This is a genomic window from Cytobacillus sp. Hm23 (genome assembly GCF_051842895.1).
GTDB lineage: Bacteria > Bacillota > Bacilli > Bacillales > SM2101 > Nanhaiella.
Map to the genome: position 1 here is coordinate 25,259 of NZ_JBPXRQ010000027.1, position 25,628 is coordinate 50,886.

The window sequence follows — 25,628 nt, forward strand, 5'->3', positions numbered from 1 at the left end:
GTGACGTCATCTGAGAACGAAAACGAATTTAACCAAAGGCGGGATTTAAAATTCCATACATATGGTCATGCTTTTTTGGTAAATCTGTAGCATGTAAAATCATTTGTGGAGATAAGAGTATGTTTTTAAAATAAAACCTCTGTTCTAATTCATTTATAAAATCCACTTGATTTGAAGGTACATCAATTTGGATTGGATATGCGTGATGTCCAATAATGCAGGATATCAATTGCTTGGCTATTATAGGGTCTTTAGCTATCAACGGACTAACTCTGATGGCATTGCCTACTTTCATCACCATGCCAAATCCTTCAAGCTTTCGATCATCTCCCCTTACAACGAAACCACTTTCCATATCATAAAAATGCTGTTCATACATTGCACTGCGATCAAGTCCAAATGCTTCTTTATCCAACTGAATCACATCTATTAAATCTTCTATATTCATCTGTTCAATCTTCTCAAGCTCTCCTTGTAACGCTAAATTACTTTTATCTAACTGCAATCGATGGATATTTCTTATTTCTTTAAAACCAAGAGATTTGTACAACGGAAACCCATCAGGAGAAGAGACAAGTGAGATCGATGAATTTAATTTATTAGCTTCTTGTATACAAATGGTCATTAATTGTTTCGCCAATCCCATACGACGATATCTCGGATGAACACAAACAATACCAATTGATGCAAGATTATTTTCATACTGAAAAATTCCTGCACAGGATATAAGTCTGTTGTTATCGTAATGACCATAGAAAGTACCTACTGATAACAAAAGCTCAAACTGTTGTCTAGTAAAGCTCCACTTCACGCTCATTGTTAGCAATAGTAGGTCATCTATATTTTCTATTCTTTCGACCTTATACTCCAGTTTATTCACCTTTTTCTCCCTCCCACAATTTAACAATATAATATTGTATAAGATTACTTTATTTTACCTATTTTTACAATAAAACATTGAATTACTAGAGGGTTTTATCGTGAATTTGTCGAAAGTTGATTTATCAAAACAAAAATAATTTCACACCTAGAAGGTTTTAAATGTGGGTAAGACGATTTATTAATACACCTCGAGGGCAATTTGAAGTGTTTACACAAGGAAAAGGCGAACAAATATGTATTACCCATCTATACAGTGAGTTTAATGAATTAGGCTATTACTTTGCAGATACTTTCGTAGAGGACTTTACCGTCTTTCTAATCAATTTAAAAGAAGCAGGTAATTCTAGTATTACACTGAAAGAAGAAGAATTAAGTATGCTAGAAGCAATAAAGGATTTAGAAGCAATTAGGGACTCGCTAAATATTGAGAGGTGGTGCTTTGCTGGACACTCATCTGGTGGAATGCTTGGGCTAATGTATACTACAATATACCCCAATTCTATCAAGAAGCTTATGGTCGGTGGAGCTGCTGCTACAAATCAGTATATTGAGCACAAAGACAGTATGTATTGCCCACATAGTCATTTAAACAAAAAATTAAAACGTATCTTTTCTATTCTTAAGTCTCCTACATCCACGATTGATGAACGTAAAGTGGCCAATAAAGAATGGACGAATATGTCTTTATTTAATATCGAAAGACGTGATGAATACTTTACAAAACCTAGTAGTGGTCAAGTTGTCCAAAGAAGGTTGGACTATTTTTCATTCAAAGAGATTCCGGATTATGACATACGTAATGAATTAAAACTAATCACAATTCCAACTTTTGTTTTTTGTGGGCGTTATGATACACAATGTCCTTTAATCTTTTCAGAAGAAATAAGTAAATGCTTAACAAATTCGACTTTATACATATTCGACTTAAGCAATCACTTTCCTTTTATAGAAGAAAAAGAAAAATTTCTTGAAATAATTTGTGACTTTAAGAACTTATAACAAAACGACAGGTGTAAGGTCGCCTGTCGTTCACTATTTATGCTGTTTGGGGAGTGTAAAATAAAATCTACTTCCTTCACCTTGTTTACTTTGCACACCAATTTCTCCGCCATGTAAATCTATAATAGATTTTGATATTGCTAATCCTAATCCAGCACCGCCATGAGCTTTGTTACGTGATTTTTCAACTCGATAAAACCGTTCAAAAATATGTGGAAGCTCTGATTCGTGGATACCTTCTCCTTCGTCAGTAACACTGACCTTAACACAATCTACACTTTCCTTCACTTCAATTTCTAGCTGACTTCCTCTCGGAGCATACCGTATTGCATTTTGTATAAAATTAATAAGCACTCGCTTTATTTTTTCGGGCATAATCATTAACGGCGAAAGCTTGTCTGGTATTTGAACCGATATCTTCAAGCCGTGTTCTTCAATTTGAAAGTATTGATTTTGAAGTGTTTCAACTATTAAGCTATCTAAGTGATATCGGGTAGGATCAAATGCCTCAGTACCTGCCTCAAGCTGAGAAAGTTGAAATAAATCATTAATCAGATGATCGAGTCTTTTCGTTTCAAGACGTATTGTTTTTAAATATTGATCAAACGTTTGTTTATCTTCAATAACATCATCCTGCAGGGCTTCAACAAACGATTGAATTGAAGCCAATGGAGTACGTAAGTCATGTGAAATATTTGCAACAAGTTCTTTTCTCGATGCTTCAGCTTGTTTGATTTTTGTAAAGCTCTCCTCAAGCTTGCTGCTCATTTCATTAAAATGCTCTGCTAACTGCTGAAATTCTTTAGGACCTATTGAGGAAACTTTACCTTCAAATTTACCCTCTGCAATCTTTTTTGATTCTAATCTAATAAGAGTTATTGCTTTTTCAATTGGTCTAATTAACAAGCCGTGAATAAAAAACGATAAAATTCCCGCAGCAACGGTGACAATCGTTAAAAGCTCAATCGCCTCATTAGGGAGTAGCATTCGAACATAGCTTATCGTAAGGAATATTAATATGATAATAATACTTAGTGCATTAGCAATTAGTAGTTGTGTGCGCATCTTCATGACAATTCACGCCCAGTAAACTTATATCCTATACCCCATACAGTTTGAAGAAAGGTAGGTTCTGATGGATTCTGTTCTATTTTTTCACGAAGTCTTCTAATATGAACAGTGACTGTAGTTGTATCGCCAAAGAAATCAATGTCCCATATTTTATCTAAAAGTTGGCTCCTTGAAAACACTTGATTTGGGTGGCTTGCAAGCAAAAACAACATGTCAAATTCTTTAACTGTTAATTCAATATTATTATTAGACGCTACCACTTTTCGCATTTCAGAATCAATTTCTAAGCCATCAAATTTAAGCGTAGTCGTTGTCGATTTCTCAGTTGACTTCTTACTACCTACATGAATCCTACGAAAGATAGCTTTCACCCGCAATACGAGCTCACGGGGACTGAATGGCTTCGTCATATAATCATCTGCCCCTAGCGTCAGTCCCATGAGTCGATCCATCTCTTCTCCTCTTGCAGTTAGCATAATGATGGGTACATCGTCCTCATTTCTAATTTCTTCACACACTTCCCAGCCATCTTTTTTTGGCATCATCACATCGAGGACAATCAAATCCGGTTTGTGGCTTCGCCAAAGCGCTATGCCTTCTTCTCCATTTGATGCTAATATAACGTCATAGCCTTCCCGCTCTAAGTAACGTTTTGATACATCTGTTATGTTGGACTCATCATCAACAACTAAGATTTTCTGTGACATCCACTATCCACCTCTTACCCCTTTTCTCGTATTGTACCACGAGAGTGGATATTATTGCTTTTCAAGCATTGCGTAGCCGAAATCAACATCAAACGCACGACACCAAACGACTACTTTGTTATATTCACTTAAATCTACACCTTCAGGGATTTCATAGTTTTGATCACCTTGATTGCCTTTTAATTTCCCTAAATCAATACCCTCACTCGTAGGCTGGCCTTCTTTAGTTAAATAAACTTTAAGATCGGGACCGTTCGTTACCGAGAATTGTTCAAAGCGTATATACATTTTATCATCTGCTGTGACAGTGAATGCATTCCCGCTAATATTATGCTCATTATCAACTTCAACAAATGTTCCAGCGTAAGATTCATTAGACATTTCTTTATCCTTGTCCATTGCTTCTTCAGAGTTATCATCACTCATTTCGTCTTTATCAGACATGCCCTCCATATCCTCATCTTCCATTGTTTCTTCCATATCAGACATGCCTTCCTTATCTTCATCTTCCATTGTTTCTTCCATATCATCTTTCATCGCTTCTTCATCAGAACCCATGTCTTCTTTATCATCCATCATCTCTCCATGTTCACCCGATGCGTTTGCAGACCCAGGTAACGGCTCATTCACTTGCTTATCTATAAACAATGGTGACAATAACCACCACCCTATTAATACTGCTACGATACCAACACCTGTAAAAAACAGACTTTTTTTATTCATAATTTCGTTCACCCTTTCTTTTTTTTGTACAATACTATAATCGCGGATGAACCTTATCAAACAATAACAAAAATCTTACAAAAGTATTAAATGAAATTATGTCTAAAAAAGAAAGTATTCTACGTTTACTATGTTATCTTTCAAAAATAATTGGATCTAATAACACCTTTTCCATAATGAGTGTATCTAAACTTTCAAAAGAATACCCTTGTTCACGAAGATCGTCTATCACCTTTCCAAGTGCTTCAGTATTATCTTTTGATACTGCATGTAAAAGGATGACTGCACCAGGATGAATTTGCTTCATGATGTTATCATACGCATACTTCCAGCCTTTCTGTTGATCAATATGCCAGTCAATGAATGCTAATGACCAAAAAACATTATGATAACCGAGCTGTTCTGATATTGCTAATGTTCGTTCACTAAAGATACCTCGAGGCGGACGTAAGAAACTCATACCTCGTTGATCTGTTAACTCCTCGGTTTTTTTCTTGACTGACTCCAACTCCTGTTTTAAACGTTCATCACTAACAGTTGTAAAATCAGGGTGCTTCCATGAATGATTACCAATGATATGTCCTTCTTCTACCATCCGTTTGACTAATCTCGGTTGATCTTTAAGATAATGGCCTGTCAAGAAAAAAGTAGCTTTCACATCTTTCTCTTTTAAAACGTCTAATATTTTGGCAGTATATTGGTTATTTTCGTATCCGTTATCAAACGTTAAATATATATCTTTTTTTGATGTATCCCCTATATAAAAGCTATTGTATTTTTCAAGTAATTGATCAAGTTCCTCACCAGCTGAAGGTGGTTCATTATTCGTACTTCTTTTAAACCCCCAATGAATCGGCTCGTTAGATTCACGCGCTTCTGTTTTATATGAAAAAGTACACGTTAATAATAGCGATAGAAAAATTGCTAGTATGAATCGAGTTTTCAATCGACACCCTCCTAATAATGTAAGTTCAACATATTTTTATTAGTTTTTTACGTTAGTTGAAATTCATACTAGGTAGAGTTTTCCGATCTGTATTTTATAAAACTGTTTTCGTATAGTTTGTTTTTCGCACAAAAAAAATCTAACATAGTTCATCTTTTCTTCTATAAAACGATGACTTCTTTGTAGAAACTATTGAAGTTTACGACAAGAGCCTTTTATACAAAAATGAAACCTTTTGATGCATATAGACGTAGTACAAGATATATATGTGGAGGGGGGAAGAACAAAGTGAAATTTGTTATTTTACTTACGATCTCTTTATTTATGATGCCTTGGACAAAACAAGAAAGACAATCTACAGTAAAAATAATGTGGATTCCTATGCTTTTTTGGTTAGTTATTGGAATAGTAGAGTATTTCTTTTTAGTTGATAATCAAATGAGTTCAATTTTAACAACCTATACAATTGTTGCAGCAGGTTTTATTATTCTTAGTTCGTATCTTTATGAGAGCCATAATAAAGTTTTGATGATTAAAGTAACGTTAAGTGTACTCCTCATTACAGCTTTTGTTTATACGACCTTTATTCATTCAATGATTATTGCTAAAGATAAATATGAAGGAGTCAATTTTGAAGTTCATGATATATCTGAACCTTTTACAAATGAGGATACACCTTTTTCTGTCCCACCAGAAACTGCTCGAAATAAAATGTTAAAAGTTTTTGGTAACATAGATAATGTCTCATATTTTGAACTCGGTGATTTAACACCGCAAATCGTCAATGGAGAGACATTATATGTAGCACCTATAGAAGCTTCTGGATTTTTCAAAGCAAGGAAAGCTGGTTCCACTCCTGGGTACATTACAATGTCAGGTACAAACCCAGACGCAGAAGCCAATCTCGTCTTAGGCTATGAGATGCAATATGTACCTAGCATGTATTTCAGTGATAACCTTCAACGAAAAGTTCGTAACGCATTTCCTAAAGGGATATTTTATGGTGAGCCTAAATTTGAGATAGCTGATGATGGTAAACCTTTTTATACAATGACATATGGTGATAAAGTTTCTCTACGTTCAGGATTTAATGTCAAAGGGGTAATTTTAATAGACCCTAACACTGGTGATGTTAAGAAGTATACTAAAGAAAAAGCACCTGCCTTTATCGATGGCGTACTCAATTTCGAAACAGCTTCACTAGAAAATGAATACTTCGGATATCTGGCACATGGTTATTGGAACAGCTTATTTTCTCAAACAGATGTTAAAATACCTACCGATTGGGGCACGTACGAAGGTGTAACACCTATTTTTGGAAAAAACGGAAAAATGTATTTCTTTACAGACTTTACCTCTCCGAAAGAAGGTGTAGATTCAGCACTTGGTTACTCTCTCATTGACGCACGAACAGGTGAATTAAACTACTATAACGGTGAATTAGTGAAGGGAATTATGGATGGTTCTGCAGCTGAAGAGGTTGTCGATAATACTTTTAAAAAGGAAAAGTGGCATGGCACGATGCCAGTTATTTACAACGTGTACGGTGAACCAAGTTGGATCGTACCTGTTACAGATGATGGTGGTCTTGTTCGTCAATATGCAGTGATCTTAGCGTCAAATGCAAAAGTTTTTGCTACTGGATCAACACAAAAAGAAGCATTCAATAAATATAAAAATGCCCTTTCTAGAACCGACTCCACACACCGCGCCTCTACAACTAGCGAAGAAAAGAATATAGAAGGCGATGTTCTGCGTGTATATAAGGAACTTGATGATGGTGTAACATTTATTTTTATACTACTAGATAATAGCGAAAAAATATTCATGGTATCTTCCAATGACTTTCCATATGCCATGTTTACTGAACAAGGGGATACGCTAAAGTTAAAGTACGCTGATAATAATGAACAAATCGTTTCCGTTAATCAATATCAAAACCTTGGGATTGATTAACAGACACTTAATCAAGGCTAGTGCAAATATACACTAGTCTTGTTGTTTTTTCACCAATGCACTATTTTTGCCCCTTAAAATTAGAAATTGACATATAAAACATTTAATTTGACCCGTATATTTCAAATTTGACCCGTAAAACACCTAACTTGACCCGTAAATATAGAAAATTGACCCGCAAACAATAAAGGTTAGTCGATAAATCCGCTGTACACCTCCAATAACAAAGGATCACTAGCAATTGCTAATGATCCTTTGAGAAATCGTGTATATATCCTATTTAAAAACAGGATCTTTAAATGTCGTTAGCTTTTCTAAAGATGATTTATCAACATCTTCGTGTAAACTGTTGCCGTGAGAATCCATCGTTACTACAGCAGTAAACCCTTCAACTTGCAGGTGCCACATGGCTTCAGGAATGCCAAACTCCATGAGGTCAACTCCCTCAACTGATTTAATACAATCAGCATAATACTGTGCTGCACCACCTATAGCATTTAAATATACACCGCCATGCTCTTCTAAAGCTGCAAGTGTTCTTGGTCCCATACCACCTTTACCAATAACTGCACGGACACCAAACTTCTTCATAATATCACCTTGATACGGCTCTTCGCGAATTGATGTAGTAGGACCTGCTGCTTTTACCTGCCAATTACCTTCTTCATCTTTCAACATAACTGGTCCACAATGATAAATAATTTGTCCGTCCAAATCTACTGGCGCATCGTGGTCAGTTAAATATTTATGAATCGCATCGCGCCCAGTGTACATCATGCCATTAATATGAACGACATCTCCCACTTTTAATTCACGGATTTGTTCTTCCGTTATCGGTGCATGTAATACAACTTCGCGTGTTTCCGATACCTCATCAGCTTTATTTGCCTCATTCGCAAAATCTACTTTTTCTCCGTCCTGATACAACCATTCATTAACCTCGCCTGTTTCTGGATTTACAGTCATACCTAAGCGTCTGTATGCCCAGCAGTTGTACGCTACTGATACAAAAAAGCTTGCTGGGATTCGGTTTATGACGCCCACTTTACAGCCGAGAAGCGTTGTTTCTCCACCAAAGCCCATTGTACCAATACCGAGCTTATTCGCATTTTCCATCACGTATTCTTCAAGTTTACGCAAATCTTCGTTAGGGTTTTCATCATCAACCGTACGGAAAAGCTGCTCTTTAGCCAACTCATAACCACTCGTACGATCTCCTCCTATTCCAACACCAATAAAACCAGCACTACATCCTTGCCCTTGCGCTTGATATACTGAATGCATGATACATTTTCTAATTCCGTCTAAATCACGCCCTGCACGACCAAGTCCCTCTAGTTCACATGGCAAGCTATACTGAATATTTTTGTTTTCACAGCCTCCGCCTTTTAAAATTAGTCGTACATCAATATAATCTTTCTCCCATTGTTCAAACTTAATTACCGGCGTGCCTATACCTAAATTATCACCACTGTTGGCTCCAGTTAAAGAATCAACAGAATTAGGACGTAGTTTGCCATCCTTTGTAGCTTGTGCGATAGCACTATAAATTGCATCCTTTACCTTTAACTGATTTACCGCTACAGGCGTTTTAATTTTAAATGTTGGCAAACCAGTATCTTGACAAATAGGCGATACATTTTCATCCGCCATAGAAATATTGTTTGTAATTGTTCCTAGTGACATAGCAGCTCGTGTACCCGCATTTTCACGTTTTTTCGCTTTCGCAATAGCACTACGGACATCCTTTGGTAAGTTGGTAGATGTTTCAACGATAAGCTTATACATACTTTCTTGAAGCTTCTCCATACAAAATCCCCCTTATATTCCGCTAAAATGAAGTTGTCTTATTTTTCACAATTAAATTATACTCCTACAATATTATTTTCGAAAGCGATTTCTTTTTCACACTACCAAATAGGAAGATAATGCTATAACTATTTTAGTATCCTATGGTGCATTTTGTTATTAAAGCTAAGGTGTTTGGATACGAAAAACATCATTATTTGAATAAAGAACGATCGATTTAAAGTGGTTAGAGGAGAAATTATAAGTTGAAGCTTTGTATACATTGCGACAGATATGGTAGAAAATTTAGAAATTTAATTACCAATTGCTATCTATGTTGCTATTCATAATCCCAAACAGCGTATTCTTTTGTTGGGTACCTTTTCTCATACGAGGAAATTATGTATGTAAAAAATGCTATAAATCCTCAAAAAAAGTAAAGGAAATCGGTTGCAGGAACATAGGTTACTATAAAAAATAAAAACACAACAAACAATGAAATAGTTTAAAGGCTGTTCTAGTATAGATCGTTGATTTTTGGATAGTTAATATTATACGATTTCACTAGGCTCAAAATCGGTTCTTTTTTCAAGTTCCTATTTTTTTGGCTCTTTCTGTGTAATTAACCCCTTTCTGTAGTCAATAGATTAAGAAGATTAGAATAAGCGCTTGGAATAAACCCAAACGCTTTATTATTTGTTATTATAAATATTTCTGTGTACATAATCTGCATTCTTGTGAGAAGACCACTGACCTAACAGAGTAGCCAAAACCATAAACACTCCACCTACCACAAATCCAATCGTATAATAACCTATGAAAAAAAGAACGAATGAACCTACAAGCGAAAGTATCAGAGCAACGATTAACCAAGTTTTTATTGTTTCTTTCTTTATATTATCCAATTTCATCTCTCCTATTATTTCTAAACAACATTTTAACGTAGTTTTCAATTATATGAAATGATCCTTCAATTAAATATAGTAATTATATTACTAATAGCAAATCATTTTGAGAGACTTATTATCGCATTAATTGTCATATTTAAAAAGATTCTTTTTCTTCTATAATTCGTTTCGATCACAGATAACATCGCTTTGCTGTTATGAATGAGAAATAATAGCAACAAAGCTTATAAAAAAAGGGCAGATAAATCTACAACTACATACCTAAGGATAAAGATACATAGCCATGATTTCTGACCTTCAATGTTAATACTTATTTCTCATTAGCAATTGTTTTTATTAAATTTGGTAACCATTGATATAGATTAGTGAATGTATATCCTAACCCTTTTGCTTTATCAGTAGAGATTGTCCATGTTTCTTCAATTCCATATGGAGAGTGATCGTCTTTTGTGGATTCTTTAGAAAGCACAGCATTTTTGCCGATTTCTTTCTCAATAAGCTCCATCAATGCGCCCATCGAAATCGTTCCATCAGCACAAGCATTGATAGGTCCTACAAAATCTTGGGTACCCGTCCATGCAATAAATTCCCCTGCCTCCTGCTGGTTAATAAAGCCCATTTCTACATCAAGATTAGGGAAGTATATTTGTTCTTGTTTTTTCACTTTATCAATATGAAGCTTCAAACGTTCTGTATAATCATGCTCCCCTAACACAATCGGAATACGAACTGCTACAGCTGGAAAAGAAGCATGTTGAAAAAAAGCAGCCTCTGCTTGTCGTTTACCTTCCTGGTAGGATATTTCGTCGGTAGGTATATGGTTAATTTCATATGTATATGGATCAAACACATCTTCTGTCATATCCACACCATAGTCATAAACTGACATCGTTGATGTAAATACGTATTTACCTACCTTACCTTTTAAAGCTTCAATGGTAATTTCTGCACCCTGTGCATTATAGCATATTTGATCAAATACAATATCCCATTTACTATTTTGTACCGCAGTTATTACTGACTGCTTATCAAATCGATCAACCTTTAATTTTTTCACTTCATCGCCGAATGGGATTGTACTATTTTGTCTCGTGGCAACAGTTACTTGAAAGCCCTTCTTTAGTAATTCATTTACTAAATTCACTCCAAAAAAACGTGTTCCTCCGAATACTAATGCAGTTTTCATCACAACAACACCTCCGTAATTATTATATATCGAAGCCATTTAGAAAAACGAGAAATTTGAATCATAAGCTCCATATTCTTATTCTATGTTCGCTTCCATAAATACTAGACCTAGCTAACTCCCATTTACTGTATAAGTAAAAATCAGGTGTAGAGTATTCCACACCTGATTAACAAACCATTTATTTAGGCTGTTCCCCATTAATTGTTGCTTTTCGTAATAAGAGCTAAATATGAATATAACTAACGTTCAAGGTATCTTTTCATACATATCATACACATCAGTTACTCAATGTAAGTTACAAAACGCAACAAAGTTTACGAAAAGAGTCTTTATTTATGATCTTTTATTTGTTCACATTTATCTTCAATTTCATCAATCATCTGTATTAAACGATCTATATCTTCAAGCTTTGTTTCTTCTGGATCTAATGAGTCGATCGTCTCTAAAAACATATTTAATCGATCCTTCAAATATATTATTTGTGAGTGATTGCCATTTGATGTGTTATCCAACAAACTCGCCCCTTTCTCTCTATTATCGTAACGAATTCACAACCATTTGACAACATCCCTCATCATTCTACATAATTATCGGAGGTTATTGTTCAATCAAAGTTGTTTTCGTATTGATTGTTGCTTTTCGTTCAAAGATATAAGCACGTAGTCAACTATCGTACGTGGCATCTTTTCTACTTATAGAATTATTGAACTCTCATAATACTCATCATATAGACCATTTTTAATAAAAATTGCAACAAAATTTACGAAAAGAGCCTTAGTCAAAAACAATTGTTAAGGAGTTAAACATGAGCACAACAAAACAAAAAAAGCTAATTTCCCCCTCAAATGATCCGTGGGAGGCATACACAGATGTTGAGGAGTTAGGACAACTAGAATTAACAAATATTGAATTCACTACGACAACTTTATGTAATATGCGCTGCGAGCACTGTGCAGTCGGCTATACGTTACAATCAAAGGATCCTCATCCATTGGCCCTTGATCTATTATTAACGAGGCTAGATGAGATTCCACATTTACGCTCCATAAGTATTACTGGTGGTGAGCCAATGCTATCTTCAACCTCAGTTGATGGATATGTTAAACCGTTATTAAAATACGCTCATGATCGTGGTGTGCGAACACAGTTGAACTCAAACCTTACAGTTCATTTAAGTAAATATGAACAAATCATTCCATATTTAGACGTACTTCACATATCACACAACTGGGGAACGGTTGAAGAATTTGCTGAGGGTGGGTTTGCCATGATGGAGCGCAAGCCAACGTTTAAACAGCGGGAAAAGTATTTTAGCCAAATTATTGAAAATAGCCGAGCATTGTCAAGAGAGGGCGTAATGGTCTCTGCAGAAACGATGTTAAACAAAAGGACTCTCCCTTATATAGAACAGATCCACCATCAAGTTGTCAATGACATGCTTTGTGCTCGTCACGAGATTCATCCGATGTATCCGAGCGATTTTGCAAGCAACTTAGAAGTTCTATCATTAGATGAACTCCGAGGAACCCTTCATCACTTACTTGACGTACGTGATGAAAATACATGGATGCTTTTTGGCACACTACCTTTTTACCCTTGCAGTGATAAAGATGAAGATATCACCTTGCTAAGACGTCTATATGAGAGTAAAAAAGTATCCGTAAGAAATGATCCTGACGGTCGTTCTCGATTAAATGTAAACATATTTACTGGAGAAGTCATTGTCACAGATTTCGGTGATGCCCCCCCATTAGGGAATATACAATCGAATTCTTTGTTAGAATCTTATCAACTTTGGACGCAATCTCCTTTAGCAAAAATGTTAAGCTGCCACTGTCCTGCTATAAAATGTCTTGGTCCCAATTTATTAGTAAAGGATCGTTATTACAAAGACACTGATTTTCTAGCAAAAGAAACGAAATTAGTAAGAAGCGAAGCTTAGCAGTTTCTATTGAAAAACTTAAGATTAATCGTTATTGTATATATAAATGTTGAAAATTAATTTCACAGAAAGTGTTGATAAATAATGCAAACTACTTTAGAAATATTAAATACAGTATGGCAGCATGAAATAACTAAAGTCATCCGATTTGGGCTTATCGTGTGGATAGCTGTCCTCATTATTAATAGAATGGTTCACAACTTTTTTAAAAGAACACATTTTTTTGAAGAGCGCAAAGAACAAACAATAGAAAGTATGGTTCGCTCGGTTACGAAATACGTAGCTACATTTGCTTTTATAATATATACACTTGATGAGCTTTTTGACATTGAAGCTGAAAAGCTGCTAGCTGGAGCTGGTGTAGCAGGAATCATACTCGGTTTAGGCGCACAAGGTCTAATAAAGGATGTGTTGTCAGGTGTGTTCCTGTTGTATGAAAAGCAACTTGATAAAGGTGATTTTATCACGGTCAACAACACGTATAACGGGACGGTTGAAGAAATCGGACTTAGGTTCTTGAAGGTGCGTGAATGGAGTGGCAAACTACTTACTATAAGCAATGGAGAAATTCAACAAATCCAGAACTATAATATTGAAAATATGCGTGTCATCGAACGCGTTGTCGTTAGTTTTAGAGAAAATCCGGAAGAAGTATTCAAACTGCTAGGACAAACTTGTGTTGAATTAAATGATTCTTTACAAGCTTATTTAAAGACGAACAATGAACAAGTCCTTGAACCTTTTCAGGTATATGGAATGACGTCCCTAAATGCTGGCTTTCGCGGCTATGAGTATACAATTATCGGCTTAGTGGATGACGCACACTACTGGACTGCAGCGAAAGAGACTAGACGAATTGTTGCCCAAGCTATGTATGACCATAATATTTTAATGGCTGAAGGCCAATTAATTGTACAAAACAACCAAGAATTGAACGACGAGACAAGCACGAGACAATTTCAATAGACTCTTTTTTAAAGCTTTGTTGCAATTGAAACTAATTTAGAACAGCAATGAGTAATTTTTGTATTTTAGAAGCCTAGGATGCTTAGTTCATACCAATAAATGCAATACATTCTTTCAATAACAACAAAGAGCGCCATTACACTAAAGTCGTAATAGCGCTCTTTCCTTATCTCGGATGATTTGTTGTAACAAAGGAGAATGATACATGATCTTGGACAGGAATCCAAGCACCTATCCCTTGAGAAGTTACATTTTTGACCTCAATTCTCTTACTGTTACCCCTTAACACTAAATATACTTCACCATAGGTCACTTTACCTTTTTCATTCACAGCTGGAGAGTGTGAATATAAATAGCCCACTTTCTTTGGAGGTATATTATAAACTTGCTCTTTTTTTGTACCTAAACCAACAATCGTTTGAAACGATAATTGCAATTTAGTTTTATCCATTGATTTTAACAGCATCATCTTTTTTACATCCTCTTCATTTGGGACATTTGAAGTTAAACCTCCCTTCACTACCTTTTGGGTATCCTGTGTGTAAAATATTTTTTGAGGTGCTTCTCCTCCTCTATTATCAAAATAATTAGTATTAATTTTCTGATATTCCCAGTTTGTTGTCGTTTCTTGTGATTCATAATTCAAAGGCCACTCACCTAAAAAAATCGTTGCACGATACCCTATTGCATGCGGTGCGTTTCCTATAGATGACTCATTTAAAATACGTATGAGATCCGGATTTTCTATTGTTACATTTGATGTTTCAATAAGCTTCTTAGCAAGTTCACTTGGCTCCAAGTATGGTAAATCTTCCGTTGGGTTTGGATAAGTATTTTCTTTTGAAATATTTACAACAGAATCAGGCATGACATATTGATTCTTTGCTGCTTTTTTCTTTTCCTCTGCTGAAATGACATTCGGATTTATTAAAGACATAAAGAATAATAATACAATAAACTGTGATATACGTTTCATTTGCAATTACTCCTTTCAAACACATAATCTTTTCATTAGTTTTTTCGAACCGACTATAGATTATCCAACTTAATTACATCAATTTGCATATTTTTCTTCAACAATATATTTACTAAGTTCAACATGAAAGTTGTTTTATTTACTAATAAACCAATAAGTAACTAATATTGCTTCGAAAAGAACTAAAAAAAAAAAGAATATAATAAACAGAATATTCAAACAAATGTTGAATATAATTGAATTATACTTACCAAAAAGGAGGGATCTAGAAAGCATCATACAACACATAAGGAGGTATGCGTATCGAGTAGAATCATCGCAGTGACTACTTTAAAAAAGGTACGAAATACGACAAGTGAGTTTGTGTGAATGTAGCTTGGTGATAATTACTTTGAATTTACGTAGATAAAAACGACTGGAAATATATTTATTTTACAATTCCATTTCCTGAACATAAAAAATTAAGGGTGCTTCAACAATAACGTCTGACACCATTACCTATTTTTAAAGAAAAATGATAGGTAAGTCAGATACATTGAAGGCACCCTTTTAATATGACTTTAAACTCTAAACATCTTATATCCTTTTAGTATGGACAAGTTATTTTATTCGCATAGTTCGAAACTTGTGCCATCTTTTCGTCTTTAAAACAACCAAAAACCACTCCTTGCGTTACTAATTTAATACGAATAGCAACAACGTTTTCGGAAAGAGCCTTATAATAAGTAAAAGCCAATTCCCATAATGATATATGCTGCTAAAAGTGTTGCACCTTCAAACCAGTTTGTATCTCCATCGTTTGTCAGAACAATTGTTAAGAATACTGAAGAAGCCATGGCAATGAGCTCAGGAAGCGTAAACACAAGAGCCATTTTTGTCGGGAAGAATAATGAAAGAAGTACAAGTAGTGGTGCAACAAACATGGCAATTTGTAAGGTTGACCCGACTGCAATTTCTACAGCGATATTCATTTTATTTTTATACGCCATAATAATTGCAGAGGCATGTTCAGCCGCATTCCCTACGATTGCAACAATGATAACCCCGATGAACAACTCGCTCCAACCAAACGTTTCACCTACTATTTCAAATGTGTGAACAAGGTTTTCTGATACGTAAGCAACTGCTGCAGTTGCTAGTGCTAAAACTGTGATGGCTACCTTTTTCGACCATTCCGGTTCCTCGTGTTCTTCTACCTCATCCGAGCTATGTTGATAAACCCCACGATGTGAGACAAGTCTAAAATATAGTGCAGCTATGTATAATGCCATTAAAATAATTGATATCCCAATACTTAAAGCTAGCGTTTCGCCTTCAGTCATTTCCATTGAAAAAACTTCAGGGATTACAAATGCAACAATAACAGCAAACATTAGGAGACCCGCATTGTGACGAGCATCGTATGCGTTAAATTCTTGACGTTTAAATTTCAAGCCCCCAACAAAAAAAGATAATCCGCCTACAAGTAGTAAGTTCCCGATAACGGATCCAGTTAACGAAGCTAAAACAACACCAATAAGACCAGCTTTTAAAGCAAAGATTGAAATGATTAGCTCAACTGCATTTCCAAATGTGGCATTTAAAAGTCCACCTATACGTGGTCCACTAACGATAGCAATACTTTCTGTTGCTCTCCCCATGTAGCTAGCTAAAGCTATAATTGTAATATTGTAAATAACGAACATTATCACAGGTGACCAATGCAATAGACTACCAACAACGGATAGTGGGATACCAGTAGCTACTAGGAGAAAAAATATTTTATTCATTTCCTCAAACCTTTCTGTTTATAGCTATAATTATTATTAGTAAAATAAGAGGATATTTTACTAAACATACTCTCATTGAATACTACATATATTTTTCACTTAAGCATTGAGAAATTATTACGAATTCCTCGTCTTATTTATACAAACAGTTAAGGGTGTATCACCGCTTAGAAAAAATAAATATAACAAATGATGTTATTTCTGAAAAACCCTTGTATATCTCTTCATTTATTTGTACGATCTTTATCGGGTGCATTTTATCAACATCGTTAGAAATAGAGGTAATACAATGGATAAAAATAAATTTCGATTTTGGATACTAGTTAGTATTGTTATGATTTCTGGTTTTTCACAAGGTATGCTACTGCCACTTATAGCAATAATTTTTGAAAATGACGGGGTTAGTTCGTCTTTAAATGGCTTAAACGCAACTGCTCTTTATATTGGCATACTTCTTATATCTCCGTTTATGGAGCAGCCCTTAAGAAGGTTTGGCTATAAATCTGTTATTATCATTGGCGGACTCATAGTGATCGTATCTCTCGCGCTATTTCCTCTCTGGAAATCATTTTGGTTTTGGTTTATTTTACGTCTTTTTATTGGCATAGGTGATCATGCACTACACTTTGCAACCCAAACGTGGATAACTTCGTTTTCCTCAGCCAAAAAGAGAGGGCGAAATATTTCTTTATACGGCTTATTTTTCGGCCTTGGATTTGCAACTGGCCCATTATTAGCACCTTTAGTAAAAATTAATGAAACACTCCCTTTTGTAGTATCATCTTTGTTATGTCTCATTGGATGGATATTCATTTTTATGCTAGATAATGACTATCCTGAACAAGATATCGAGTCAAATTCTTTTAAAGAAACGATTCAACGTTTTAGTCAAGCTTGGAAATACGGTTGGGTTGCATTTTTACCACCATTAAGCTACGGATTTCTAGAATCGTCTTTAAATGGTAGCTTCCCTGTTTACGGTTTACGTATCGGATTAGAGGTAGCAAGTGTTTCTGTACTACTTACTGCTTTCGCTATAGGGGGTATTGTGTTCCAGCTACCACTAGGCATGCTGAGCGATAAATTTGGTCGAAGAAATATCTTAATGGGCATTCTTTTCTTAGGTTTTGTAGCATTTTTAGCTGCCAGCTTTTTCGAACAATCTATCGTTTTACTAACGACGTTCATTTTCATAGCAGGTATGCTAGTAGGATCTACTTTTTCCATGGGTATAAGTTATATGACAGATCTAATGCCAAAGAATCTACTTCCAACGGGAAATTTACTAAGTGGTGTTGCATTTAGTGTAGGTAGTTTAGCAGGTCCTATCCTAGGAGGAACATTTATACAATTCTTCGAAAACATTAGCTTTTTCACTATTATAAGCATCATGTTATTAAGCATATTTTTTATCGTCACTTTTTTTGGTAAACAGCCTACTATACAAGAAAGTGAACCTGTGAGAATGAGTAAATAACTATTTTATATACGAGTCTCTGTTCTGTTGCATTCAGATGACATGAGACAATACCCAGACCTCAACTTATATAGTTGAGGTTTAGCTGTCTAACCGAGCTCTTGTTACATTAAATACTAATTTTAACAACGATCGTCAACTAAACTCCCCTAACTGGTCTCCTTAAATACAGCTGAAAAAGCATAGAAAGAAACCACATCATCTATACAGTTTTGAACTGACTCTCATTAGACCAAATTATTTTCAAAAAAATCAAAAAAATGTTTGCACTTTTTCGTTAAACTGTTATATAATACAAACAAAGATAATAAACTGTATTAAAACAGATTAAAAAAGGAGCGGATATAAATGAGTAGACAAGAAAGAAAAAATATGATTGAGTTCATTGAAAAAATGAAAGGTATGGATCGAGATCACTTAATCTACATGACAGACGCTGAAATTGAGCATATTTATAATACTACTTACTACCAATTTGAAGAAATCGCTGAATAATAGTTTACTGCTTATCAACACAATACACCTCGTATTATTAAGTGTTTAACCACTAACAATATTCCATTTATATTCGAAATTCCATTAAAATGTCTAACTATAAAAAATACACCTCGATAACTAAAGATCGAGGTGTATTTTTGCATATTAGTACTTTTGAAAACACGCAATAGTTGGCAGTCTTCTATCGCTCCAAAAAAATTAGTACATGGCTTAACTTACTTGATCATTCACCTTTTTTAGCCGCTTCCTATCAGGTCGATTCACGATAATAATTCCTGATGTAACAAACAACAATCCAAATACAACGAAAAAGTGAATCGATTCTTGTAATAGTATACTAGATAATATTACACCGAATACAGGGACAAGAAATAAGAACATCGATACCTTGCCGACTTGATTATATTTCATGACATTATTCCAAAGCACAAAACCAGCTGCAGATAAAAATGCTAAATACAACAAGAGGAACAATGACTTTACTGTAAATTCAAATGGAAATATACCTGCCATTACCATCCCTACAGCTAATAAACCAAAGGATCCAAATAACATTTGATAAGCTGTTAAATAGCCAACATCCATACTAAAACTGCCATTTCTCGCTTTTAAATTTCCAAAAGCACCTGAAACCATTGCAAGAAGTAATAATAATTCACCTAAGCCGAATGAAAAAGAAAAGGAACCCCTAGTTATATTTACTAAAATGACGCCTGTAAATCCAACTAGTACCCCTACTACCTTTTTCCTATTTAACGAATCATCATTATACATAAAATGTGCAAATATCATTTGAAATAATGATGTAGTCCCTGCAATTATTGACCCTTGTATGCCTGTTGAATAGCTTAATCCTATATAAAACAAAACATATTGGAAAAATGTCTGATACAAACCTATATGAATTAGTGGCTTAATTGTACCGTTTTTTAGAAGAATATTTCGTTTTATAAATAAGTAGAAAACAATAATCATTAATGATGCCAAAATGAAACGGTAACCAGCAAATAAAATTTGTTCACCAATCTCATTAGGTTGAATGTTCAATTCTTCATAACTAAGCTTAATGAATGGGAAAGCACTCCCCCACAAAAATGTCGCTGCAGCTGCCGCAGCGATCATTCCTAATTTATGAGAAAAAAAGCGTTCTGCTGTCAAATCAATACATCTCCTTGATCCTTTAAAGTACACTTACCTAGTTATAATCTAATCTAAAATTTTATACAAGTATTTTGAGCTTTTTAAGCACAATATTCTTTCCTTAATGCATATAGTATGGTAAAGTATTAAATAAGAAATATAATAAATATTTAATTAAAATTATTATAAAGAATGCTGCTATCCCTATAAGATGGCAGCTTTCGTCATTTTATTGGGATACTGATTTTGATTCCTTTTCTCAATTAGATAATTAGGAGGAGAGATATTATGGAAACAAGTGAAAAGGCAGTAATAGAAGGTAATACCCAATCAACTTACATCGAGTGTAAAACTGATCATACTGAAACATTTATTAACAAACTGCAAACACATATTGAATTAATTGCAGCTTTAAGTTCCGGTGTTCTCATTTTTGTTGCATGGTTAATGGATAAACTTAGTATCCCAACATTCTCAGTTTCTTTATATATATTAGCGTTTCTTATTGGTGGTTTTGCGAAAGCTAAAGAGGGTATTGTAGAAACCATTAAAAACCGTGAGTTGAACGTTGAAATGCTTATGGTTTTTGCTGCTATCGGATCAGCTTCAATTGGCTATTGGTGGGAGGGCGCAGTATTAATTTTCATATTCTCGCTTAGTGGAGCATTAGAAACATATACGATGAACAAAAGTAATCGAGAGATTTCGTCTTTAATGGATTTACAGCCTGAAGAAGCGTTATTACTAGTGGGGGATTCAGAAAAAACACTTCACATCTCAGAACTACAAATTGGTGATACGATTTTAATTAAGCCTGGTGATAGGATACCAATTGACGGAGAGGTTCTAAAAGGGCAAACGTCCATTGATCAAGCTACTATCACTGGTGAATCGATTCCTATTTCGAAGGATATCGGGGACGAAGTATTTGCTGGGACAGTTAACTTACGTGGTGCCATCCTTGTAAAAATGACCAAACATAGTGAAGATACTTTATTTCAGAAAATCATTCGACTTGTTCAATCAGCACAAAGTGAAAAATCGCCTTCGCAGCTTTTTATTGAAAAGTATGAAGGAACTTATGTAAAAATTGTGTTAATCACTGTATTAATTATGATGTTCGCACCCCATTATTTATTTAATTGGAGCTGGACTGAAACATTTTATCGAGCAATGATCTTATTAGTTGTGGCTTCGCCATGTGCACTCGTTGCATCGATCATGCCCGCTACATTATCTGCCATTTCAAATGGTGCAAAGAAGGGCATTTTATTCAAGGGTGGCGTTCACTTAGAAAAACTTAGTGAGGTCAAGGCAATTGCTTTTGATAAAACAGGAACACTTACGAGAGGTAAACCTACTGTAACAAAAGTACTCGTGCGAGATGGTCTATTTCATGAAGATGTAATTACAGCAGCCGCTTCATTGGAAAGTCATTCAAGCCATCCGCTAGCTCAAGCCATTGTCTCTTACGCAAAAAGCACTTATAAATGTACGCTTAGTCAACCTGATAGCTTAGAGGATGTTGCAGGTTGGGGAGTACAAGGTATGTACAATTACCAAATGTGGAAAATTGGCAAAGCTGACTTTGTCGGCAGCAAATTAGCAGATCAATTCCACGGTGGAATTGCCAATCAATTGGCTGACGAAGGCAATACAGTCGTTTTTATAGCTGACTCTAACGGAATCGCTGCAATTATTGCACTAAAGGACGCCGTTCGAGCCGAATCGATTAAAGCAATTCAAAGCCTTAAAGCACTTGGCATTCAAACGATAATGTTAACAGGAGATGGAGAACAAACGGCAAAGGCCATTGCAGAAGAATGTCAGGTAAATGACTATATCGCTGAGTGTCTACCAGAAGCGAAAGTTGAACACTTAAAGGAACTTAAAAACAAATATAACAATGTAGCAATGGTTGGTGATGGAATCAACGACGCACCGGCATTAGCTACAGCAAACGTTGGTGTAGCTATGGGAGAAGGCACAGATGTCGCATTAGAAACAGCAGACATCGTTCTCATGAAAAACGACCTGTCAAAAATTGCGGAAACAATCAAGCTATCACAAAAAATGAATCGTATCGTAAAGCACAATATCATTTTTTCAATCGCAGTTATTTCCCTATTAATTTTGTCAAACTTCCTCCAAGTTGTTAATTTACCACTTGGTGTAATCGGACACGAAGGAAGTACAATATTGGTAATCTTAAACGGCCTGCGATTGCTAAAGGCGTAACAAAAGTAAAAGGGCCTTGAAGTTGTATTTCAAGACCCTTTTTGCTTGTCTTTTTTTGTAGCTGCAGAACCAGTTAGCAAATACTTCCGATGGCATAAAAGCATCAGATACATTTGCTCCATTGCTTGTCGAGAAGCAACAAGATACTTCCGCTTTTCTCGTTAATGATAACCGTTTGTGCCATTAGCACTGCTGCTTGTTTTATGTTTAGGGTTTGATCCAGCTTGTTGACTTTTTTGCTTTGTATCTCCATCTTTTTTCGTTTTTTTCGTCATTGCTTAATCCTCCTAACTCAAGATAATAAGAAACTTATCATCATTTAATATGGCTAGTTTTTCCCCAACCATAATAGTAAATTATAGAAGAAAGCAATAACATTACTCATCACAATCAATTCTACGACAATTAATAATCGCATTAATTTCTCCACCCACGATAATAGTCATCCCAGTTAAGTAGAACCATATCATTAATACAATTATTCCGCCGAGACTACCATACGTAGAACTGTAATTTCCAAAACTATCTACGTAATAAGAAAAAGCTACAGAGACAATAATCCACCCAACCGTCGCAAAAATAGCCCCGGTTGTAACTTCCTTCATTTTCAAGCGTTTATTAGGTGCAATGAAATAAAGAAAAGAAAATACAACCAATAAGATAATAGAGCTCAGAATCCACCTTACCGCATTCCATGCATTCATAAATTCTATCGAAAATCCAAATGATGCTGAAATAAACAAGCCAATTTTTTGTCCAAATACAGGTAGTAATAACGCAACAACAATTACAAAAATCATAGCAAATGTTAATAAGATCGACACACCTCTAGCGACGAGAGGTGATCTACTTTCATTCACTTCATACGCACGGTTAAAAGCTCTCACTACCGCATTCATCCCTATCGATGCTGTCCATATTGTCCCGATAATTCCAAATGAAAGAAGTGTGCTATTTTGCGAACCTACGATAAGCTTTAAATTTGCTTCAATCATTTCAAGTGTTTCACCTGGAGCAAATTGTTGAAATACTTCCATAACATCTTCTTGTGAAACAGGTAAATAAGCAAGTAAGGTCACTAAAAAAATTAAAAAAGGAAACAATGAAAGCAAGAAAAAATAGGCCAACTCAGCAGATAAACCTATAACATCATCATCATTAAACCGCCTAAAAAGCTCCTTAACAAAGAAGACGACACTCATTCTCCGCTTAGTCTCCATCTAGAACACCCACTTATCCTTCCTTATCTTTAAAAACTTTCTCTTTCGTATCCTTCACTACCTCTATCATTTGAGGAGTTGATTGTTTTAATTCATGGGCTTTAGTCGTAACAAACGATACATCTTCTTCTATTTCTTCAATCGTTGTCCTCACTGTATGTATTTGATCTTTAATTTTCACTGCTAATGTAGCAGGATCTTTTAGAAATTTTCCAGTTGTATGCATAGCTTTTCTTCCTTGTGTAACAACTTCTTTCCTTGTTTCTTTGTTTAGCATTGCAATTACCCCACCTACAAAAGCTCCTGCCATCATTCCTTTGAACAAATTATTCGCTGACATGCTCACCTCTCCCTTTTATTACACCATTTAAATATTATGTTTATTTTTTATCATCTGTAGTAAATTCTCACAGCCTTTGACAACTAAATCATATACTTCTTCAAAATTTCCAGTAAAATATGGGTCTGGCACATCATCTACATCACTTTCAGGAACAAGATCAAGAAGTCTCCCAATAAAACCTGTATTATTGTACCCTGCCATCTTATGGAGGTTTCCAATATTTTCAGAATCCATACCGATAATATAATCAAAATTCTCTAAATCATTTTCAACAACCTGCCGTGCTTTCATACCTTCGAAAGAAATCCCCTTACCTGTTAGGATCTCTTGTGTACCTTCGTGAGGCGGCTTACCTATATGCCAATTTCCAGTGCCCGCAGAATCTATTGTTATTTTATCACCAAGATCTTGTTTGTTAACTATTTCTCGGAACACAGCCTCTGCCATAGGTGAGCGACAAATATTTCCTAAACATACAAATAAAACTCGAATCATGTTTTCCAGCTCCTTTATCTTTCCATCTCCATTATAAGCAAAATATGATTTGATATGAAAGACAGAATTTAAAATGTCATTCTTGTTTCATTTATAATGCTCATATAAAATTATTCTTCCTTACAAAGTATTTATAATGATATATTTTTCTATAGTTATTAAAATATGAAGAGGCGTTTTGTATAGCTTTATCATTTTAAAAAGCTGTTTTTGTACCAGTTGTTACTTTCAGTAGTAAGAGCTAAACATGATTATAACCATCGTTCGAGGCATCTTTTCTTCGAGTAAGCGAAGAGCAACAAAGTTTACTTAAAGAGCCTTTGTACAGGCTGTTTTTGCATAAGTTGTTGCTTTGCTTAATAAGAACTAAAAATGAAATAACTAACGTTCGGGGCATCTTTTCTTCACCAATATAAAAATTCATATTCTACACGTCAGTTACTCAAAGTAAGTAAAAAACGCAAAACATAGTTTTTGAAAAGAGTCCTTTTAAAAAAAGAAAAGATGTCACAAGTTCTTTAGTACGAACAGGATTTTATTTGAAAGTGCATTAGCTATAGGCCAAAAACAATTAAAACCACCTACCTATGTTAAACATGTTACAATAATAACAATAGTAATTTTTGAAAGGATGACAAGATGAATTTATCTCAAAAATCAGTAGATAATGTGAACTATATGATTGAACAAATTAAAGAAAAATTGAATGTACTTAATTTAGGGGCAATTAAGTCATCCCATTTTGACGAAGAAATGTATGAGGAGCTTAAGGAAATTTACGAGCTTGTCATGAAAAAAAATTCATTCAGCCCTAATGAAATGCAAGCCATCGTTGAAGAATTAGGTAACCTGAGAAAGGTTTAATGATAACAGCCAGTTTTGCACAAATAGTAAAGCTATAAGGATTACTGCTTTACTATTTGTTTCCTACATACCTATACCGCTCTCAATATGGATACTCCCCCACAATATACATAACACAGCATTGTTTTTATAGAAGAGAAGATTGTACAAATTATAAAAGTCGACTTCAGATAAAAAATATATCCACCCACTCTTACAATCTAATAATCGTTTCTAGCTTTATTTCATAGGGCATTGAAGCTTTTACACGCTTCAATGCCCTATGAATGTTTTTGTACACGTTAGCATAGTAGTGTACAAAGGGGGGATGGGCATGGTGGCTCTTTGGCTAAAAACGATTGGCTTCTTAATCGTTCTATTCTCAACTCTAGGTGTTTATATTTATTTTCTAAGAGTGTCACTTAACTCAGAAGATGCAACGATTATTGATCCAATCCCGGATGACAAAAAACAATAAATTACGCACAAGTTAAGCAGCAAAAGAAACATGCTTCTTTTGCTGCTTTTTTATTTGGAATTATCCATTTCATA

General features: G+C 34.9%; 24 protein-coding genes. 9 read left to right on the forward strand and 15 right to left on the reverse strand.

The features are described 5' to 3' along the window. Positions 1–28 precede the first annotated feature (28 nt). The gene (locus tag ACSVDA_RS16355) at positions 29–880 is read right to left on the reverse strand and encodes a GNAT family N-acetyltransferase (RefSeq protein WP_485884480.1); all 852 of its coding nucleotides are present in this window, start codon (positions 878–880) and stop codon (positions 29–31) included. A 161-nt stretch (positions 881–1,041) separates the two neighbouring features. Here ACSVDA_RS16355 and ACSVDA_RS16360 point away from each other — a divergent pair, with 161 nt between their 5' ends. After that, the gene (locus tag ACSVDA_RS16360) at positions 1,042–1,881 is read left to right on the forward strand and encodes an alpha/beta fold hydrolase (protein WP_485884481.1); all 840 of its coding nucleotides are present in this window, start codon (positions 1,042–1,044) and stop codon (positions 1,879–1,881) included. 33 nt (positions 1,882–1,914) lie between these two features. On the opposite strand, the gene ACSVDA_RS16365 is transcribed toward ACSVDA_RS16360, so the two are convergent. From ACSVDA_RS16365 to pdaA, 4 genes are all read right to left on the reverse strand, one after another. Beyond that, positions 1,915–2,952, reverse strand: coding sequence for a sensor histidine kinase (locus ACSVDA_RS16365; RefSeq protein ID WP_485884482.1), 1,038 nt, complete (start codon positions 2,950–2,952; stop codon positions 1,915–1,917). Next, entirely contained in the window at positions 2,949–3,659 is a 711-nt protein-coding gene (locus ACSVDA_RS16370; protein WP_485884483.1) for a response regulator transcription factor, read from the reverse strand. Before ACSVDA_RS16370 ends, ACSVDA_RS16365 begins: the two co-directional genes overlap by 4 nt. Before the next feature lie 51 nt (positions 3,660–3,710). Next, a complete protein-coding gene (locus ACSVDA_RS16375; RefSeq protein WP_485884484.1) occupies positions 3,711–4,382 on the reverse strand; it encodes a DM13 domain-containing protein in 672 nt (223 codons plus the stop codon). 133 nt (positions 4,383–4,515) lie between these two features. Then, positions 4,516–5,304 carry a delta-lactam-biosynthetic de-N-acetylase gene (gene pdaA / locus ACSVDA_RS16380; protein ID WP_485884523.1) on the reverse strand — a complete coding sequence of 263 codons (789 nt, stop codon included), beginning with the start codon at positions 5,302–5,304 and terminating at the stop codon, positions 4,516–4,518. 312 nt (positions 5,305–5,616) lie between these two features. Between pdaA and ACSVDA_RS16385 the strand changes: the two genes are divergently transcribed. After that, positions 5,617–7,284 carry a DUF3981 domain-containing protein gene (locus ACSVDA_RS16385; RefSeq protein WP_485884485.1) on the forward strand — a complete coding sequence of 556 codons (1,668 nt, stop codon included), beginning with the start codon at positions 5,617–5,619 and terminating at the stop codon, positions 7,282–7,284. A 276-nt stretch (positions 7,285–7,560) separates the two neighbouring features. On the opposite strand, the gene ACSVDA_RS16390 is transcribed toward ACSVDA_RS16385, so the two are convergent. The 4 genes from ACSVDA_RS16390 to ACSVDA_RS16405 all read right to left on the reverse strand — a co-directional run bounded on the left by ACSVDA_RS16390 (position 7,561) and on the right by ACSVDA_RS16405 (position 11,681). Next, complete coding sequence (locus tag ACSVDA_RS16390; protein ID WP_485884486.1) at positions 7,561–9,093, reverse strand: fumarate hydratase; 1,533 nt, start codon at positions 9,091–9,093, stop codon at positions 7,561–7,563. Positions 9,094–9,764: 671 nt separating this feature from the next. Continuing rightward, complete coding sequence (locus ACSVDA_RS16395; protein ID WP_485884487.1) at positions 9,765–9,977, reverse strand: hypothetical protein; 213 nt, start codon at positions 9,975–9,977, stop codon at positions 9,765–9,767. 313 nt (positions 9,978–10,290) lie between these two features. Beyond that, a complete protein-coding gene (locus tag ACSVDA_RS16400; RefSeq protein WP_485884488.1) occupies positions 10,291–11,166 on the reverse strand; it encodes an NAD-dependent epimerase/dehydratase family protein in 876 nt (291 codons plus the stop codon). A gap of 332 nt (positions 11,167–11,498) precedes the next feature. Further along, positions 11,499–11,681 (reverse strand): SE1561 family protein, encoded by a 183-nt coding sequence (locus tag ACSVDA_RS16405; RefSeq protein ID WP_485884489.1) that lies wholly within the window; start codon positions 11,679–11,681, stop codon positions 11,499–11,501. Between the two features lie 293 nt (positions 11,682–11,974). On the opposite strand from ACSVDA_RS16405, the gene yfkAB reads away from it, so the two are divergent. Both yfkAB and ACSVDA_RS16415 read left to right on the forward strand, forming a co-directional pair. After that, positions 11,975–13,111 carry a radical SAM/CxCxxxxC motif protein YfkAB gene (yfkAB, locus tag ACSVDA_RS16410; protein ID WP_485884490.1) on the forward strand — a complete coding sequence of 379 codons (1,137 nt, stop codon included), beginning with the start codon at positions 11,975–11,977 and terminating at the stop codon, positions 13,109–13,111. Between the two features lie 84 nt (positions 13,112–13,195). Then, positions 13,196–14,077: a mechanosensitive ion channel family protein gene (locus tag ACSVDA_RS16415; protein WP_485884491.1), complete on the forward strand. Its 882-nt coding sequence runs from the start codon at positions 13,196–13,198 to the stop codon at positions 14,075–14,077. Between the two features lie 166 nt (positions 14,078–14,243). Here ACSVDA_RS16415 and ACSVDA_RS16420 read toward each other — a convergent pair whose 3' ends face one another. Together ACSVDA_RS16420 and cax are read right to left on the reverse strand one after the other, a co-directional pair. Beyond that, positions 14,244–15,053: a YfkD family protein gene (locus ACSVDA_RS16420; protein ID WP_485884492.1), complete on the reverse strand. Its 810-nt coding sequence runs from the start codon at positions 15,051–15,053 to the stop codon at positions 14,244–14,246. A 716-nt stretch (positions 15,054–15,769) separates the two neighbouring features. After that, on the reverse strand, positions 15,770–16,822 hold the full coding sequence (gene cax / locus ACSVDA_RS16425) for a calcium/proton exchanger (RefSeq protein WP_485884493.1): 1,053 nt from the start codon (positions 16,820–16,822) through the stop codon (positions 15,770–15,772). Between the two features lie 289 nt (positions 16,823–17,111). Here cax and ACSVDA_RS16430 point away from each other — a divergent pair, with 289 nt between their 5' ends. Together ACSVDA_RS16430 and ACSVDA_RS16435 are read left to right on the forward strand one after the other, a co-directional pair. After that, entirely contained in the window at positions 17,112–18,299 is a 1,188-nt protein-coding gene (locus ACSVDA_RS16430; protein ID WP_485884494.1) for an MFS transporter, read from the forward strand. A gap of 348 nt (positions 18,300–18,647) precedes the next feature. Further along, positions 18,648–18,794: a BH0509 family protein gene (locus ACSVDA_RS16435; protein WP_214480668.1), complete on the forward strand. Its 147-nt coding sequence runs from the start codon at positions 18,648–18,650 to the stop codon at positions 18,792–18,794. Between the two features lie 213 nt (positions 18,795–19,007). Here the strand turns inward: ACSVDA_RS16435 and ACSVDA_RS16440 are convergent, their stop codons facing one another. Then, positions 19,008–19,955, reverse strand: coding sequence for a DMT family transporter (locus ACSVDA_RS16440; protein ID WP_485884495.1), 948 nt, complete (start codon positions 19,953–19,955; stop codon positions 19,008–19,010). A gap of 270 nt (positions 19,956–20,225) precedes the next feature. Between ACSVDA_RS16440 and ACSVDA_RS16445 the strand changes: the two genes are divergently transcribed. After that, positions 20,226–22,175 (forward strand): heavy metal translocating P-type ATPase, encoded by a 1,950-nt coding sequence (locus ACSVDA_RS16445; RefSeq protein ID WP_485884496.1) that lies wholly within the window; start codon positions 20,226–20,228, stop codon positions 22,173–22,175. Positions 22,176–22,552: 377 nt separating this feature from the next. Here the strand turns inward: ACSVDA_RS16445 and ACSVDA_RS16450 are convergent, their stop codons facing one another. Genes ACSVDA_RS16450 through ACSVDA_RS16460 form a run of 3 tightly spaced genes read right to left on the reverse strand, consistent with a single transcriptional unit; the run spans position 22,553 to position 24,233 of the window. Continuing rightward, a complete protein-coding gene (locus ACSVDA_RS16450) occupies positions 22,553–23,395 on the reverse strand; it encodes a YihY/virulence factor BrkB family protein (protein WP_485884497.1) in 843 nt (280 codons plus the stop codon). 13 nt (positions 23,396–23,408) lie between these two features. Next, positions 23,409–23,735, reverse strand: a complete 327-nt coding sequence (locus ACSVDA_RS16455) for a YtxH domain-containing protein (protein WP_485884498.1) — start codon at positions 23,733–23,735, stop codon at positions 23,409–23,411. A 27-nt stretch (positions 23,736–23,762) separates the two neighbouring features. Further along, the gene (locus tag ACSVDA_RS16460) at positions 23,763–24,233 is read right to left on the reverse strand and encodes a low molecular weight protein-tyrosine-phosphatase (RefSeq protein WP_485884499.1); all 471 of its coding nucleotides are present in this window, start codon (positions 24,231–24,233) and stop codon (positions 23,763–23,765) included. Between the two features lie 639 nt (positions 24,234–24,872). Between ACSVDA_RS16460 and ACSVDA_RS16465 the strand changes: the two genes are divergently transcribed. Both ACSVDA_RS16465 and ACSVDA_RS16470 read left to right on the forward strand, forming a co-directional pair. Further along, a complete protein-coding gene (locus tag ACSVDA_RS16465; protein WP_214480673.1) occupies positions 24,873–25,097 on the forward strand; it encodes a DUF1128 domain-containing protein in 225 nt (74 codons plus the stop codon). A 313-nt stretch (positions 25,098–25,410) separates the two neighbouring features. Then, complete coding sequence (locus ACSVDA_RS16470; protein ID WP_485884500.1) at positions 25,411–25,554, forward strand: hypothetical protein; 144 nt, start codon at positions 25,411–25,413, stop codon at positions 25,552–25,554. The last annotated feature ends 74 nt before the right edge of the window (positions 25,555–25,628 follow it).